At 47.9% G+C, this 15895-nt stretch carries 10 protein-coding genes and 1 pseudogene; 6 read left to right on the top strand and 5 right to left on the bottom strand.

Translation table 11 applies throughout. The features are described from left to right. Positions 1–43: 43 nt before the first annotated feature. Together C234_RS0102105 and C234_RS0102095 are read right to left on the bottom strand one after the other, a co-directional pair. Positions 44–1546: a butyryl-CoA:acetate CoA transferase gene (locus C234_RS0102105; protein WP_027324407.1), complete on the bottom strand. Its 1503-nt coding sequence runs from the start codon at positions 1544–1546 to the stop codon at positions 44–46. A 234-nt stretch (positions 1547–1780) separates the two neighbouring features. Continuing rightward, positions 1781–2422, bottom strand: coding sequence for a hypothetical protein (locus tag C234_RS0102095; RefSeq protein WP_027324406.1), 642 nt, complete (start codon positions 2420–2422; stop codon positions 1781–1783). Between the two features lie 459 nt (positions 2423–2881). Here C234_RS0102095 and miaB point away from each other — a divergent pair, with 459 nt between their 5' ends. The 5 genes from miaB (at position 2882) to C234_RS0102055 (ending at position 11890) form a co-directional block, all read left to right on the top strand. Continuing rightward, positions 2882–4249: a tRNA (N6-isopentenyl adenosine(37)-C2)-methylthiotransferase MiaB gene (gene miaB / locus C234_RS0102085; RefSeq protein ID WP_027324404.1), complete on the top strand. Its 1368-nt coding sequence runs from the start codon at positions 2882–2884 to the stop codon at positions 4247–4249. A 506-nt stretch (positions 4250–4755) separates the two neighbouring features. After that, positions 4756–7398 carry a DNA mismatch repair protein MutS gene (mutS, locus tag C234_RS0102075; protein WP_200865069.1) on the top strand — a complete coding sequence of 881 codons (2643 nt, stop codon included), beginning with the start codon at positions 4756–4758 and terminating at the stop codon, positions 7396–7398. Positions 7399–7643: 245 nt separating this feature from the next. Continuing rightward, complete coding sequence (locus tag C234_RS0102070) at positions 7644–8987, top strand: histidine-type phosphatase (RefSeq protein ID WP_051290122.1); 1344 nt, start codon at positions 7644–7646, stop codon at positions 8985–8987. 267 nt (positions 8988–9254) lie between these two features. Next, positions 9255–10493 carry a porin gene (locus tag C234_RS0102065; RefSeq protein ID WP_027324401.1) on the top strand — a complete coding sequence of 413 codons (1239 nt, stop codon included), beginning with the start codon at positions 9255–9257 and terminating at the stop codon, positions 10491–10493. 602 nt (positions 10494–11095) lie between these two features. Further along, on the top strand, positions 11096–11890 hold the full coding sequence (locus tag C234_RS0102055; protein ID WP_027324400.1) for a gluconate 5-dehydrogenase: 795 nt from the start codon (positions 11096–11098) through the stop codon (positions 11888–11890). Here C234_RS0102055 and C234_RS17330 read toward each other — a convergent pair. Further along, positions 11866–12054: a hypothetical protein gene (locus C234_RS17330; RefSeq protein ID WP_148295105.1), complete on the bottom strand. Its 189-nt coding sequence runs from the start codon at positions 12052–12054 to the stop codon at positions 11866–11868. The two genes, C234_RS0102055 and C234_RS17330, sit on opposite strands and share 25 nt — an antisense overlap. Positions 12055–12466: 412 nt before the next feature. Between C234_RS17330 and C234_RS0102045 the strand changes: the two genes are divergently transcribed. Next, a complete protein-coding gene (locus tag C234_RS0102045) occupies positions 12467–13708 on the top strand; it encodes a DUF4861 domain-containing protein (protein ID WP_027324399.1) in 1242 nt (413 codons plus the stop codon). 3 nt (positions 13709–13711) lie between these two features. Here C234_RS0102045 and C234_RS0102040 read toward each other — a convergent pair whose 3' ends face one another. Both C234_RS0102040 and C234_RS18180 read right to left on the bottom strand, forming a co-directional pair. After that, positions 13712–14329 (bottom strand): polysaccharide deacetylase family protein, encoded by a 618-nt coding sequence (locus C234_RS0102040; protein WP_021644190.1) that lies wholly within the window; start codon positions 14327–14329, stop codon positions 13712–13714. Positions 14330–14378: 49 nt separating this feature from the next. After that, positions 14379–15758, bottom strand: a pseudogene (locus C234_RS18180) (tetratricopeptide repeat protein); the annotation flags it as partial. Between the last annotated feature and the right edge of the window lie 137 nt (positions 15759–15895).

The raw sequence follows: 15895 nt of genomic DNA, 5'->3' as shown, positions 1-15895 counted from the left end.
ACAGTACTACGAATCACAGCTTCCTAGTACGCCGCATCCCGCATCACTTCAGCGTGTAGTTCGTCCAGTCGGTATTCCTCATATCGCCGCTGCGGTTCAGTTCGGCATGCATACCGAGAGCTGCTTGTACGGCATGAGGCGTTTGCGCCTTGTTGCCGGATAGCTTGAGGTAATCCCACAGAAGTTGTTTGTAATCGGGATGGGCGCAATTCTCAATGATAGCTTGCGCGCGCTCTTTCGGACTTTTGCCACGCAAGTCAGCCACACCCTGTTCCGTTACTACGATGTTCACGGAGTGTTCGCTATGGTCGTGGTGCGATACCATCGGCACAATGGCGCTGATCTTTCCTTCTTTGGCTACCGACGGGCAAGTGAAAATGGAGATGTAAGCGTTTCGAGTGAAATCTCCCGATCCTCCGATGCCGTTCATCATCTTAGTTCCACCAATATGGGTCGAATTTACATTGCCATACAGATCCACTTCGATGGCGGTGTTGATAGAAATCACACCCAAGCGGCGGACTAACTCGGGATTGTTGGATATTTCCGAAGGACGCAGCACTAGTTTGTCGCGGAAGAAATCCATATCGTTGTAGATACCTTCCAGGCAGTCGTTGGTCACCGTGAGCGAACAAGCACTGCCGAACTTGATACGTCCGTCGCGGATAAGTCCGATGACCGAATTCTGAATCACTTCCGTGTACATTTCAAATGCCGGAATGGTTTTATCGCGTCCCAATGCTCCCAGCACGGCGTTGGCAATGTTGCCCACTCCTGATTGCAGAGGCAGGAAAGTAGACGGAATGATTCCGCGTTTCATGTCGGCAACGAGGAAGTCTGCAACGTTTTGTCCGATTTTATCCGTCAACGGATCGGAATCAGCAAAAGAACGCGCCTCATCGGGCCAATCGGTTTCCACTACCGCCACTATTTTTTTTGGATCTACTTGTATATAAGGCAAACCGATACGGTCGCTCGGCTTATAAATAGGAATTTCCCGGCGATAAGGCGGGTCGAGAGGTTCGTATACATCGTGAAGCCCCATGCCTGCTTTGCTATGCGCGCTGTTGAGTTCTACGATAATCCGATCGGCCAAACGGCAAATGGTAGGAGAGATACCTCCGGCGGCAGTCAGATAAATCTTTCCGTCGGGAGTCAGTTCGCAAGCCTCAATAATAGCTACGTCTACTTTTCCCATGAATCCATATCTCACCTCCTGCGCCATCTGCGACAAATGGATATCGTTATAAGCTATTTCTCCATTATTCACCGCTTTGCGGAAGTCGGGGTTGGTAGTATAAGGGGCGCGGTATCGGATGGCTTTGGCACGTGCCAAAATACCGTCGCATGAGTCGCCCGTAGAAGCTCCCGTGAATATTCCCACTTGAAAAGGATTTCCTTTGGCATGTTCTGCTACCGCTATTTTTGCAAGTTCGGCTGTAACAGCCTTAGCTGTCCCTGCAGGAGTAAATCCGCTCAGACCGATGTTATAGCCATGTTTAATGAGGCTTGCAGCTTCTGCTGCCGAGATACGATTGAATGACATAGTTTGTTAGTTTTTGAAGTTATTAGTTTTTTGAGGTTGTTTATTTCTTAAGCTTTCTTTTTTATTTGGATACGGAAGTTGCTACTCTCAAGAAAAACTTTCCGCATTCTGTCAAAAGAATGCGGATGAAAGCAAAACGGAGGTTCGGGTAACCGCTTTGCCTGTAAATGGAATGTGTTTCCGGATTTATAGAAGCAGCTGTATGAAGCATGTTCATATAATAGCTTTTAAAGATTAAAAATGTTTCCTTTGCAGAATTTCTCCCCAGACAATCGCTTTCCGTACTTCTTCCACAGTGCGAATGACAAAGTTCTCGTCTTCGGTCTTTGCATCGGCAAACGGGTGGTTGCGGTCGTACAATTCATGTGTATCCTTGCTTACGCGTTCGCCCTCTTGCCTGAAACGGCTTTCTTCTTCCCAACGAGAACTCTTCTGGCTTTCTAATATTTTTCTATCAGTCGTTCGCCTTGAAGTCTCTCTTTGCACTTGAGGAAATCTCTTGTCTCTTTTCGGATTGTAAAGGTCCCTGCCTTTTCCCGCATGCCTCTTTGCCTGGCTTCTCTCTGTTTCAAAGGGGGAGGGACCTGCCGGACGATAACCTCTTCCGCTTCTATCCGCTTCGCGTTCCGCCAAATCCCTTTGTTCTCGCACAGATTCTTTTTTCACTTCGGTTTCATAAGGAATAGGATTTAGAAGATCATCTAAAGAAGAAGTTTGTCCCCATGGTTCGGACACAGGAGAGGCATCGGGAGATATCTCCGGTTCCGGAGGAACGGAAAGGTTGCGACGGCTGTCCGCCTCGCTGTTCTTTTGAGCTTGCCGAATTACCCAATAAGCGATTCCGCCAACAAAAAGAAGAAAAGTTACGACATTCATAACAATGTTTTCATTTCTGATAAAGTTGTTCGCCAAAGGTATGATTTAATCTTATTTTACCCAACTTTTTGGCACGAAAAAAGGGCAGCTTCACAGCTCCCCTTAATTTTTTTAACCTAAACCTTAACTATGAAAAAATCTAATGTTTCTTTCACCATGCAAAATTGTAAATTAAACTCAGATTTACCAAGAAATGAAGAGTAAATATGTCTATCGTTAACAATTATTATAAGTATTGGCATTTTACTGCAACTTTTTTCTGTGTTTTTTATCATTCCATCTCCGTCATTCGCAAGAAGAAAGCAATCGTTTGAATTCACCCTTTGCCTGCCTTCTGACTCTATGTCAGAAAAAAGCGCTGTATTTATACCTTTTATTCACATTTAAACTTCTTCCAATCACTCGCATTTCCCGATTTTCTGTTATATCTTTGCAGCCTAATTTTAAAAGAAACTGAATATGAATGAATTGACGGGAGCGGACTTTAAATCCGCAACTGCCGATAACAACAAAAAGTTGTTTATCGAAACCTACGGCTGTCAGATGAACGTGGCCGACAGTGAGGTGATAGCCTCTGTAATGCAAATGGCTGGGTATTCTCCGGCCGAATCGCTTGAAGAAGCCGATGCGGTATTTATGAATACCTGCTCCATCCGCGACAATGCCGAGCAGAAGATTCTGAACCGCCTTGAGTTTTTCCACTCGCTGAAGAAAAAGAAGAAGAATTTCATTGTGGGCGTATTGGGCTGTATGGCCGAACGGGTGAAAGATGACCTCATCACCAACCATCACGTCGATTTGGTAGTAGGCCCCGATGCTTATCTCACCTTGCCCGAACTTATCGCTTCGGTAGAGGCAGGAGAGAAAGCCATCAACGTGGAGCTTTCCACTACCGAAACTTATCGCGATGTGATTCCCTCGCGTATCTGTGGAAACCACATCTCGGGTTTTGTTTCCATCATGCGCGGCTGCAACAATTTTTGTACTTACTGTATCGTGCCCTATACCCGTGGACGCGAACGGAGCCGCGATGTGGAAAGCATCCTGAACGAGGTATCTGATCTGGTAAGCAAAGGCTACAAAGAGATTACGCTGTTGGGCCAGAACGTCAACTCCTACCGCTTCGAGAAGTCTTCGGGTGAAGTGATTACTTTTCCGGTATTGCTGCGCACAGTGGCGGAAGCCGCTCCGGGCGTTCGGGTTCGTTTTACCACTTCGCATCCTAAAGATATGAGCGACGAAACGCTGGAAGTCATCGCTCAAGTGCCAAATGTGTGCAAACATATCCACCTGCCTGTGCAGAGCGGAAGTTCGCGCATCCTGAAACTAATGAACCGCAAATACACCCGCGAATGGTATCTGGAACGGGTAGCGGCTATTAAGCGCATCGTCCCCGATTGCGGTCTGAGCACCGATATATTCTCTGGTTTTCACTCAGAGACGGAGGAAGACCATCGGATGTCTCTCTCGCTCATGGAAGAGTGCGGATACGACGCAGCTTTTATGTTCAAGTATTCCGAACGTCCCGGTACGTATGCGTCGAAACATCTCGAAGATAATGTTCCCGAAGAAGTGAAGGTGCGCCGACTTAATGAGATTATCGCTCTGCAGAATCGTCTTTCCGCAGAATCGAATGCCCGCTGCATTGGAAAAACGTACGAAGTCTTGGTGGAGGGTGTTTCCAAACGTTCGCGTGAGCAACTTTTCGGACGCACGGAACAGAATCGTGTCGTAGTATTCGACCGTGGCAGTCACCACGTGGGTGATTTCGTAAATGTCTGTATCACTGAATCCAGCTCTGCCACATTAAAAGGTGTGCTTGTCTGATGCGCGTTAATACTTTTCGAAAGAAGGTTTATCGAGGTCGTAAATGTAATCAAAGTGAATCTTTCAATTATGAACCGAAGTCACTGATAATTCCTTTGTATGGGGTTGAGAGTCGCTTACCGTTTATCTGGTATAGATAAGCCTCTTTAAGAAATAGGTATATACCGTCCACAAGGTTGTTGGATTGACTCAAAAAAATAGCGTAAGGAGGAAGCGTACGGGCATAAAAAAAGGAGTACCGCTGTACTCCAACCTTTGTTAACCTTAAATCTAATACTATGAAAAACACATTGCAAAGGTAGGCACTTTTGCGAAAACTGCAAATTATCCAATCGAAAAAATGTGTTTGATAACATGTTTTAGTATTTTCGACTGCTTTGTTAAGAAAATGACCGCTTTTCTTTGAAGCTTTGTAACACTTATTTGGAAAAATAGGAAGCCGCATCCGGTTGAATCTCTGTCAGAAAATCGTATCTTTGTTTTTTAAAAAAGATGGGTATTTTAAAATGAGAAAAGAGAAAGAAATTACAGTGAATGATAAAGATATTGTCCTCACGCCCATGATGAAGCAATTTCTGGATTTGAAAGCCAAACATCCGGATGCAGTGATGCTGTTTCGTTGCGGCGATTTTTACGAAACTTATTCTACAGATGCCATCATTTCATCCGAAATACTAGGAATTACCCTGACCAAGCGCGCCAATGGAAAAGAGAAAACCATCGAGATGGCGGGATTTCCTCATCATGCGCTCGATACTTATTTGCCTAAATTGGTTCGCGCCGGTAAGCGCGTTGCCATTTGCGATCAGTTGGAAGACCCTAAACTTACCAAGAAGCTCGTGAAGCGGGGCATCACGGAGCTGGTTACGCCCGGGGTATCTATCAATGACAATGTGCTGAATTACAAGGAGAACAACTTTCTTGCTGCGGTTCACTTCGGCAAAGGGAGTTGCGGAGTAGCTTTTCTCGATATATCTACCGGCGAGTTTCTCACGGCTGAGGGACCGTTTGATTATGTAGACAAGCTGCTTAATAACTTCGCGCCCAAAGAGGTGCTTTTCGAACGCGGAAGAAGAGGGATGTTCGAGGGAAACTTCGGCAGCAAATTCTTTACTTTCGAACTCGACGATTGGGTGTTTACCGACAGTTCGGCGCGTGAGAAATTGCTGAAGCATTTCGAAACCAAGAATCTGAAAGGGTTTGGCGTGGAGCATCTCAAAAACGGTATTATCGCATCGGGTGCTATTCTGCAATACCTCACCATGACGCAACATACGCAAATAGGGCACATCACTTCGCTGGCACGCATCGAAGAGGAAAAGTACGTTCGGTTGGATAAGTTTACCGTTCGCAGCCTCGAACTCATAGGCAGCATGAACGACGGGGGAAGCAGTCTGATAGATGTGGTCGACCGTACAATCAGTCCGATGGGAGCCCGCCTGCTCAAGCGTTGGATGGTGTTTCCGCTGAAAGACGAGCGTCCCATCAACGACCGCCTGAATGTGGTGGAATACTTCTTCAGGCAGCCCGACTTCAAGGAGCTTATTGAAGAGCAGTTGCATCTCATCGGCGATTTGGAGCGCATCGTTTCGAAGGTTGCCGTAGGCAGGGTTTCTCCTCGCGAAGTCGTGCAGTTGAAGGTGGCTTTGCAGGCCATCCAACCCATCAAGCAGGCTTGTCTCGAAGCCGATAATGCGAGCCTAAACCGCATCGGCGAGCAACTGAACCTTTGCGTTTCCATTCGCGACCGGATAGACAAGGAGGTTCAGAACGACCCTCCCCTATTGATAAATAAAGGCGGAGTGATAAAGGACGGCGTGAATGCCGAGCTCGACGAACTGCGTCGGATTTCGTATTCGGGAAAGGATTACTTGCTTCAGATTCAACAGAGAGAAAGCGAACAGACGGGAATACCGAGCCTGAAGGTGGCTTACAACAATGTATTCGGTTATTACATCGAAGTGCGCAACGGGCATAAGGATAAGGTGCCGCAGGAATGGATACGCAAGCAGACGTTGGTGAATGCCGAACGCTATATTACGCAGGAGCTGAAGGAGTATGAAGAAAAGATTCTCGGGGCGGAAGACAAAATCATGGCGTTGGAAACGCGGTTGTATGCCGATCTGGTACAGGCTTTGGCGGAATTTATTCCACAGATACAGATTAATGCCAATCAAATAGCGCGTATCGACTGCTTGCTTTCGTTCGCCAATGTGGCGCGTGAGAACCATTACATTCGTCCGGTGATTGAAGACAGTGATGTGCTCGATATTCGTCAGGGACGCCATCCGGTGATTGAAAAGCAGCTGCCGATAGGAGAAAAGTATATAGCCAATGATGTGATGCTTGATAGCAGTACGCAACAGATCATTATCATCACCGGTCCGAACATGGCAGGTAAGTCGGCGCTTCTGCGACAGACCGCCTTAATCACGTTGCTTGCTCAGATAGGTTCGTTCGTTCCGGCAGAGAGCGCGCGTATCGGATTGGTGGATAAGATATTTACCCGTGTGGGTGCGAGCGATAACATTTCGGTGGGAGAATCTACATTTATGGTGGAGATGAACGAAGCGGCGGATATACTGAACAATATTTCTACACGTAGCTTGGTGCTGTTCGACGAGCTTGGACGCGGAACTTCCACTTACGACGGAATCTCCATAGCGTGGGCTATTGTGGAATATATTCACGAGCATCCCAAAGCCAAAGCGCGTACGTTGTTTGCCACGCACTACCACGAGCTGAACGAAATGGAAAAGTCGTTCAAGCGGATTAAGAACTACAATGTGTCGGTGAAAGAAGTGGATAACAGGGTGATTTTCCTTCGCAAGCTCGAACGGGGCGGAAGCGAGCACTCCTTCGGTATCCATGTGGCAAAGATGGCGGGTATGCCGAAAAGCATCGTGAAGCGTGCCGACGAAATATTGAAGCAACTTGAATCGGACAGTCGCCAGCAAGGCATTTCGGGTAAACCGCTGGCGGAAGTAAGCGAGAATCGCGGGGGCATGCAGCTTAGTTTCTTCCAACTGGAAGACCCCATTCTTTGCCAGATACGCGACGAGATACTGAATCTCGACGTAAACAACCTTACTCCCATCGAGGCTTTGAACAAGCTGAACGATATTAAGAAGATAGTCAGGGGGAGGTAGGCTGCATACTCTTTCATGCTTCGCACATACTCCCCTATGCCTTTTCCGGATGTTTTTGTGATCTTATCAGTAAATCTTTAAATCAGGAATGATTTTTCCGGCAATCCGGCGGCATTGCTGTGGACAATCTTTTTTTGTTTTTATTTGTTACTTAAAATAGGAATAGACGTGCGACAATGCAGGGATTTGAGTTCTTTCTCTTTTTGCCGTAAATTCAGTTAAGAACTCTCTAAAACTTTTCTATTATGGATACAAATTGTTTTTTCAGACTTGGTTTGCCGGATTCGGATGGCAAACGCTTCTTTAAAATTCTTTGGGTAATCGCAATACTTGCGTTGTATCCTTCGTTATTGTTTGCGCAGACGAAGCGCACCGATGACTTCAAAAACCGTTATCAACTGAAAGAGGTTGTCGTATTGAGCCGGCACAATATTCGTGCTCCGCTTTCCACCAAAGGCAGTGTGCTGGAGGAGATCACATCGCATCCTTGGCACGATTGGAGTGCGGCAGCCAGTGAGCTCACTTGCCGGGGAGGCGCGTTGGAGACCATGAACGGACTTTTCTTCCGCAAGTGGCTGGTCGGTGCGGGACTCTTTCCGGAGAATGCCGTTCCCACGCAAGATGAGGTGAACATATACGCCAACAGCATGCAGCGATGTATCGCTACGGCGCATTATTTCACGGCGGCGTTTCTGCCGGTTGCCAATGTGAGGGTGAATCATCGCTTTACACCGAGTAAGATGGATCCGGTGTTCTTTCCGCGGTTGACGAAAGCCGGTCCTCGTTTTGAGGCGGAGGCTTTGAAGCAAATTGCCGCTTTCGGCGGGCCAAGAGGGATTGTCGGCATCAACGAAGGGCTGAAAGAGTCGTACGACATAACGGCGAGGGTGCTCAACCTGAAAGATTCTCCGGCATGTAAATCGGGACAGATTTGTGCGTTCGACGACTATAATACCCGCATTATTCTGAAGAAAGGCGATGAGCCTAAGATGAAAGGCTCGCTGAAAGTGGCGAACACGGCGTCCGATGCTTTCATCCTTCAATATTACGAGGAACCGGATGTGAAGAAAGCGGCTTTCGGACACGATTTGACAATTACAGACTGGGAAAAGATAGCCAAGATTAAGGACGTTTATGGCGATGTACTGTTTTCGGCGCCGATTGTGGCAGTCAACGTAGCCCATCCTTTGTTGGTTTATATGTACGACGAGCTGAATGCCGACAACCGTAAATTTACTTTCCTCTGCGGGCACGATTCCAATCTGGCATCGGTTGCGGCGGCTTTGGGAGTGGAAGATTATGAACTCCCCCACTCTATCGAGAAGAAAACGCCTATCGGCAGTAAGATGGTGATAGAAAAATGGGCAGACAAAGAAGGGAAGCTGTATGTGACCATCAACCTTGTTTATCAGTCGACGGCGCAGTTGAGAAACATCGAATTGCTCACCCCGGATAATCCGCCGATGATTTTTCAGGTATCGCTGAAAGGGCTTTCTGTAAATACCGACGGACTTTATACGCTGGATGCCGTGAACGGACGGTTCATGGAAGCCATCCGCGCCTACGAGAGTATTGAGGACGAACAGTAGTGAGGTGCGCGAAGTTATCGCGCCTGAGGCTGTAGCCCCTACGAAAGCATCGAGGACGAACAGTAGTGAATATGCTTCGAATCATTTATCGGTTTTCTCCGTGCTACGAAGAAATCGGAAACGAACGAGGCCCGTTTGCCATATGCGATGCCGCCCGATGCTGTCTTCTCCGTATTACGAAGACGCCGGTGACGGACAATAGCCGGTTTGCTGAAACATTGCTGCTACGAGATAAAGATTGATAAAACAATATATAAATAGAAGAATATGAAAAAAATTATAGTTTGGGGTATTGCTGCTTTGTGGACGATACAGGCAAGCGCACAAGAAGGTGTACAAGGGAACTTCTCCATGAAACCGGGCGCAGGGAAAGAGACTTCAACGGGTGTTGTGGAGTCCATGCAAGATAAGTTTTCGGTGAAATTAACCGGACGCGCTCTGTTCGATGCAGCTACGTATGCCCAAAATGATGCTTCCGAGCAGCAAATAGGGAAAATGAACGAAGGTGTTTCCGTGCGCGACATGCGTATCGGATTCAAGGCTTTTTACGGGAAGTGGTCGATACGGGGTGATGTCAGCCTTGCGAACAATGTGGTATCGTTGAAAGATACTTATCTGCAATATAGTTTTGAGAAGAACAACTTTGTGCGTGCGGGACATTATACCGTACCTTTCGGCCTGTCTTCGGCTTACAGCTCGGCAAAGAAAGAATACATGGACGAACCGGAAGCGAACATCTATCAGCCGGGACGCCGTATCGGCGTCATGCACACGATTTATAACAATCCTCTCTGGTTTCAGTACGGTCTTTTTGCCGATAACTCCGCGCTTAGCAAGAGTACCGACAAGTCAGGACCTCAGGGATATACTGCCGCCGGTCGGTTTGTGTGGCGCCCCGTTATGAAAGAGCGATACGGATTCCATGTCGGTTTCTCGGCGATGCACGTAAAAGCCGAATCGAACAATGGAGAGCATGCCCGTGTGCTTTATGGAAAAGGTTTTCTGACTTCGGTAGATAAGCGGAAGGCGGTAGAGATAGACGTCACCGATGCCCGTTGGGAGAACAAGTTTACGGCGGAGTTGCAGGCCATCTACCATAACTTCCAGTTGAGCAGTCAGTACTATTGGTCACACATTTCGCGTGATGAAGGGAAAGAGTATAACACTGGGGGATTCTATGTATCGGCGCGCGGCATCGTGGTGAATCCTGCGGATTATAAATACAATTACGCAGGTTCGGGAGTGGACAACCCCGACCGGAAGAATCTGGAGCTTGCTCTCGGATACGGCTATCTCGACCTGAGAGACAACGATGCCTTGGCAGGTTCGTACATCGACGGATTTGAAAAGGCGGGGAAGATGCAGGACATTACGGTGGGACTTTCTCTGTTCTGGAATAAGAACGTGACGTTCCGCGCCGGTTATCACCATATTACTGTGAACAGGTATCAGAAAGAGAAGCAAAAAGTAGATGTGTTCCAGTGTCGGGTACAGTATCTTTTCTAAGGGAAATCCGATACCTCTTGTCTAAGAACGTTTCATGCGGTAAACGGCATTTTCACCCGTGCATTCGAAACTTGAAAACATGCTCTTTTTATCAGTGTTCTCTAAAAGCTATTCTGCATTATTATACCATTTTGCATCCGGTAGCTAAAGAAAGCGGGAAGTTGCTAATAGTTTCCGTCTTGCCGAAAAAGCGGGCTTTTCATAAATTACTCTCTTGCTTTTTCGACATGTAACGGATTTCGGAACTTTTGATCTATTCTTAGTAGATTGCTTTAAAAATACTTGAGTTAAAAAGCTGCATAGAGTTAATTCTGTACGTTTTTGGCAGTAATTGGAACAAAAACGCAAGGTTTCCCCGTTTTCTTTTGCTATTTTTGCATCGTGTGCGTAAACGAACAGCTTCTTACAAAGAATTTGTTCAGAGAAGATAGAAGCACCTTTATTAGTGGAATAGGCGGTGAACTTCGATTGCAAACGACAGGAGTTCTCCCCTATCACGGATTTAAAATAACAATTTATAAACTCAACCGTGCCTGCCGTGCCATCTTGCATCGTCTGCTACCGATGCCCGGCACATCGGCACATTAAAAAAATTCAATCTTATGGTAAACTTTTCATTGGAAGGCAAAGTAGCGCTGGTGACAGGCGCTTCTTACGGAATCGGTTTTGCTATTGCGAGTGCTTACGCGAAAGCCGGCGCTAAAATCGTGTTCAACGATATCAAACAAGAGTTGGTAGATAAAGGTATGGCTGCCTACAAAGCCGAAGGAATCGACGCGAAAGGATATGTGTGCGACGTGACGAACGAAGAGCAGGTGAACGCTATGGTAGCCCGCATTGAGAAAGAAGTTGGAGTAATCGATATTTTGGTAAACAATGCGGGCATCATCAAACGTGTTCCGATGCACGAAATGAGTGCGGCAGAGTTCCGTCAGGTGATCGACGTCGATCTGAACGCACCGTTTATCGTTGCCAAAGCGGTCATTCCTTCGATGATGAAGAAAGGACACGGCAAAATCATCAATATCTGCTCGATGATGAGCGAGCTGGGACGCGAGACGGTTTCTGCTTACGCAGCAGCCAAAGGCGGATTGAAGATGCTGACCCGCAACATTGCTTCGGAGTACGGCGAATACAACATCCAATGCAACGGCATCGGCCCGGGCTACATCGCTACTCCGCAAACTGCGCCGTTGCGCGAGATCCAGCCCGACGGTTCGCGCCATCCGTTCGACCAGTTCATCATTGCCAAAACTCCGGCTGCCCGTTGGGGAACTCCGGAAGATCTGGCAGGTCCTGCGGTATTCCTCGCTTCCGAAGCCTCTGACTTCGTAAACGGACATGTGCTTTACGTGGACGGCGGAATTCTGGCCTACATCGGCAAACAGCCGAAATAAACGCCATCTTCCGGCAAATGAAGAGAAGGGCTGAGGCTCTCGGCCCCTCTCCTGCCCGCTCCCGCATCATCTATTTGCAGCAGGGCGGAAGCTCTTTCCCGGATGGCCTCGTGTTTATTCTCATCGCCGGCATGAACAAAGGAGAGATTCTGTAGTGAGTACATGACAACTCGGACGTTTCAGAAAGTACCGGGATGAAAATGACTATACGGAGCCGTTCAATTGGTATGTTGTGCCGCCCTTGATAGAAGCCGGGCGGGACGAAAACGCAATATACGGGTCGTATCGGAGTTTTTATTGTTGCTCTACAGGCCTTGCCCGGAGATATAGCTGAATATACAGGGTGATATTGTGGCGGATTGTTCTTGCTGCTTATCACCCTTTTTATTATGTTTGCATACGATGCCGGATATTGTTTTGCCGAAACCGCATCGTTATGATGCCCGCAGTATTCATGAGTGCAGGTAAACCGTTTGCGGGAGATGGAATATGAATAATAAAATTCTTCGGAACAAGAAACAGCGCCATCGATTCTCAAAGCTCTGAATTTTTGTCCGATGTAACACCTGATGAATAATGAAAAAGACTCTTTTATTGTTTGCCGTCGCTTGGATATGTTATTCTTGCGCCGGCGGTAACCGTACGATGACTGTCACCGTTACGAACCCTTTGTCGATAGAACGTGCCGGCGAAATGGTGGAAATCTCCATGAATGATGTGACGGCAAAGTTGCAATTGCCCGATACGGCACAGATCGTAGTGCTCGATGCTAACAGACAACAAGTGCCCTATCAGCTGACCTACGACCAAAAGCTGATTTTCGCCGCTGCCGTAGAAGCGGGCGGTACGGCTTCGTATACCATCCAAGCGGGTGAACCGGCTCCGTTTGACGTTCTTGCATGCGGGCGCCAGTATCCCGAGCGAATGGACGATGTGGCGTGGGAGAACGATCTGGTGGCTTTCCGCGCTTATGGGCCTGCCCTGCAGGAAAAGGGCGAACGGGCATTCGGCTACGATGTGTTCACCAAATACAACACCACGCAGCCTGTGGTAGAGGCCCGCTATGCGGAGGAGCTGAATGCGGAAAAGCGTGCGAAGATTGCAGAACTGAAGAAGACCGACCCCGAAGCGGCTGCCGAAATGCAACGGGCTATTTCGTATCATGTAGACCATGGCAACGGGATGGACTGCTACGCCGTAGGTCCTACGTTGGGCGGCGGCGCTTCGGCGTTGATGGAAGGGGATACAATTATCTATCCCTACTGCTACCGTACACATGAGATTTTGGATAACGGGCCGTTGCGCTTCACGGTGAAGCTCGAGTTTACTCCGCTTGTGGTGCGCGGCGATTCGAACGTGATAGAGACACGCCTCATTTCGCTCGACGCAGGCTCTTACCTCAACAGAACCGTGATCACATATACCAATCTGAAAGAAACCATGCCTGTGGCCACGGGAATCGTTCTACACGAGCCTGACGGTGTGGTGAAGACCGATGCGGCAGGCGGTTATATCACCTATGTAGATCCTACTACCAACCCCGGCGGTGATAACGGTAAGATGTTCATGGGAGCTGCGTTCCCCGTAGAAGTAAAAGAGGCGAAAACAGTTCTCTTCCCCGAACAGGAAAAGAAAGAATTGCGCGGCGGCGCTGATGGACATGTGTTGGCAATCAGCGACTATCAGCCGGGCAGTGAATACGTGTATTACTGGGGATCCGCATGGGACAAAGCTGCCATAAAGAGTGTCGATGCGTGGAACCGATATATGGCGGAGTATGTACAGAAGCTGCGTTCGCCGCTTGTTGTAAGCTATTGATTGCTAATCGAACACTTTAAATGCGTACCCTTCTTCTTTCAGAAAATCAATAGAACGGGGAAGGGCGTATTTCAGGTTTCCGTTGTTCCATGACTTTAGGGAGTCGTGAAAGGTAATGATGGAGCCGTTCCGCGCATAGCGTTTCACATTCTCCAAGACTTGTTCGGGGCGCACCCGTTTACTATAGTCGCGCGTCACCAGGTCCCACATGATAATCCGGTAGTGATGCCGCAAAGTATAATACTGCCGGAACCCCATGTGTCCGTGTGGCGGGCGGAACAGGTCGGAGTGAATCACCTTGTCCACTTGCTTGGCGTTGGCCAGATAGTCGGGGTTTGAGTAATTGAATCCGCGGATATGATTGTACGTGTGGTTACCGATACGGTGCCCATGCTCCACTACCATCCGATATTCCTCCGGATGCTTACGGATATTGTCGCCCACCATGAAGAAGGTGGCTTTTATGCCGTGCTTTTCCAGTAAGTCTACTACCCAAGGAGTCACTTCCGGAATCGGACCGTCGTCAAAAGTCAGGTAGACGGCCCGTTCGTTCGGATCCATCCGGAAAATGGCCTGTGGATATAAAGCCCGGAAAAGACAAGGGGGTTGTTCTATAAACATTTAATCTCAGCGTTGAATGTTTTTTTCTTCAGGGTCGAGAAGCTAACCGTTAGTTCCCCATTCTTTTTACGTATTCTTTGTACAACGTATCGAATTGCACCGAATAATGCTTAGCCAATTCCTGCGAGTCGTATTTCTGCAACAGACGGATGTAAGCGTCGAGAAGACTCGCGTTATATACGAAGTTCTCACCCGCAATAGCAAGCTGAGCGTCACTCATGCTCAAATACCATATCATGTATTCCAAAGACTTGTTAGCCAGTTCATCCATTATCTTGTCGGCTTTTTCTTTCTGTCCCAGCTGATAGTAAGCTTCCGCCATTTGGAAAGCGCCGTTCGCCCAATCGTACGGAACGTTGTATGCCGGAATCTTTTTCTCCGCATAGTCGAGGGCCTTAAGAGCTTTCTCTTTTTCTCCTTCTTTCACCAATTGGCTGACTAATTGGGAGAAGATACGGCGATGCGTGTAACACATGCGCATCAGATTTTCGTCGATATATATTCCGGGCTTGTCGATACCTCCGAACTTGAACTTGTTCATCAGGTTGTCGTACATCTTTTCGCTGTCTATCTTTACCCCCAGTTTATCCGTATCGAACGGAGTAAAACGATAGGCCAGCCCCTCCTGAATGAAGTGTTTGTTCATGCCCAGCTGATTGTCGACTCCCACCGTGATAGCCATGTAGATGGGGCGTTCCCAATTCGCATTGGCAAGCATTTCGAGCATCATCAGCTCGCTTTTGTAGAGCGCGCGCTTAGGTTTCCCGTTCGAATCCTTCAGGCTGATCGTCATATAGTCGGGGATAGAATCGCCCAATGCGGCCGGTATCTTCATACCCGAACGGCGAACAGCTTCTTTGTCTATCTTTACTACGATGCTGTCTGTCGGAATCACCCGAAGTCCTTCTTTGTCAGAACGTACCCAGTATTTGAGGATATTCTTCAGTTCGTAAGGATTTTCTCCAAACTGATTCTTCAGTTCGTTCATCGCTTCCGGATTTCCTCCTTTGAGGGCATTCTCGGCTTGCGCATACATTTCGTCGATATGTTTTCTTACTTCCGGACGAATCGGGATGTATTCGTTCTGTCCCTCTACGTATTCGGCCCGTTCCCAAGTGATGGGGAGCGAAGGAGAGTCGTAGGCCGGACGCTTCATTTGGTCGATGTACCAGTCTGTTTGCAAATAGCTCAGATTGCAAGTACGGGCGTCGGTACGGAAACCTTCCACCTCTTGATTGTACCACAACGGGAAAGTATCGTTATCGCCATTGGTATAGATAATCGGATTGCCCTTTTCCTGAAGCGTCATCAGATAGTTCTGTCCGAAATCGCGTGCTACATAACGTCCGCTACGGTCGTGGTCGTCCCATGTCTGTCCGGCCATCTGTATGGGAACCAGCAAGCAAAGCAACGAAACGAGACCCGCCACCGTCGGAGTGGGGTTGAACGGGATGTAAGTCTCGTACAATGAGGCAAGTTTGTCCTCCAATTCCTCTTCTTCCTCTTTGGTGATGAATGTCGCCCTTTTCGCCTCCAGCGTCTTTCTTATCTTTTCGGCTTCTTCTT

Source organism: Bacteroides pyogenes DSM 20611 = JCM 6294 (assembly GCF_000428105.1).
Lineage (GTDB): Bacteria > Bacteroidota > Bacteroidia > Bacteroidales > Bacteroidaceae > Bacteroides > Bacteroides pyogenes.
This window is presented reverse-complemented; position numbering and strand designations above follow the sequence as displayed.

Excerpts from the sequence above, each read along its gene's own strand:
- C234_RS0102105 (WP_027324407.1), bottom strand. The coding sequence starts at position 1,546 with ATGTCATTCAATCGTATCTCGGCAGCAGAAGCTGCAAGCCTCATTAAA.
- C234_RS0102045 (WP_027324399.1), top strand. The coding sequence starts at position 12,467 with ATGAAAAAGACTCTTTTATTGTTTGCCGTCGCTTGGATATGTTATTCT.
- mutS (WP_200865069.1), top strand. The coding sequence starts at position 4,756 with ATGAGAAAAGAGAAAGAAATTACAGTGAATGATAAAGATATTGTCCTC.
- C234_RS0102095 (WP_027324406.1), bottom strand. The coding sequence starts at position 2,422 with ATGAATGTCGTAACTTTTCTTCTTTTTGTTGGCGGAATCGCTTATTGG.
- C234_RS0102055 (WP_027324400.1), top strand. The coding sequence starts at position 11,096 with ATGGTAAACTTTTCATTGGAAGGCAAAGTAGCGCTGGTGACAGGCGCT.
- C234_RS17330 (WP_148295105.1), bottom strand. The coding sequence starts at position 12,054 with ATGTACTCACTACAGAATCTCTCCTTTGTTCATGCCGGCGATGAGAAT.
- C234_RS0102065 (WP_027324401.1), top strand. The coding sequence starts at position 9,255 with ATGAAAAAAATTATAGTTTGGGGTATTGCTGCTTTGTGGACGATACAG.
- C234_RS0102040 (WP_021644190.1), bottom strand. The coding sequence starts at position 14,329 with ATGTTTATAGAACAACCCCCTTGTCTTTTCCGGGCTTTATATCCACAG.
- miaB (WP_027324404.1), top strand. The coding sequence starts at position 2,882 with ATGAATGAATTGACGGGAGCGGACTTTAAATCCGCAACTGCCGATAAC.
- C234_RS0102070 (WP_051290122.1), top strand. The coding sequence starts at position 7,644 with ATGGATACAAATTGTTTTTTCAGACTTGGTTTGCCGGATTCGGATGGC.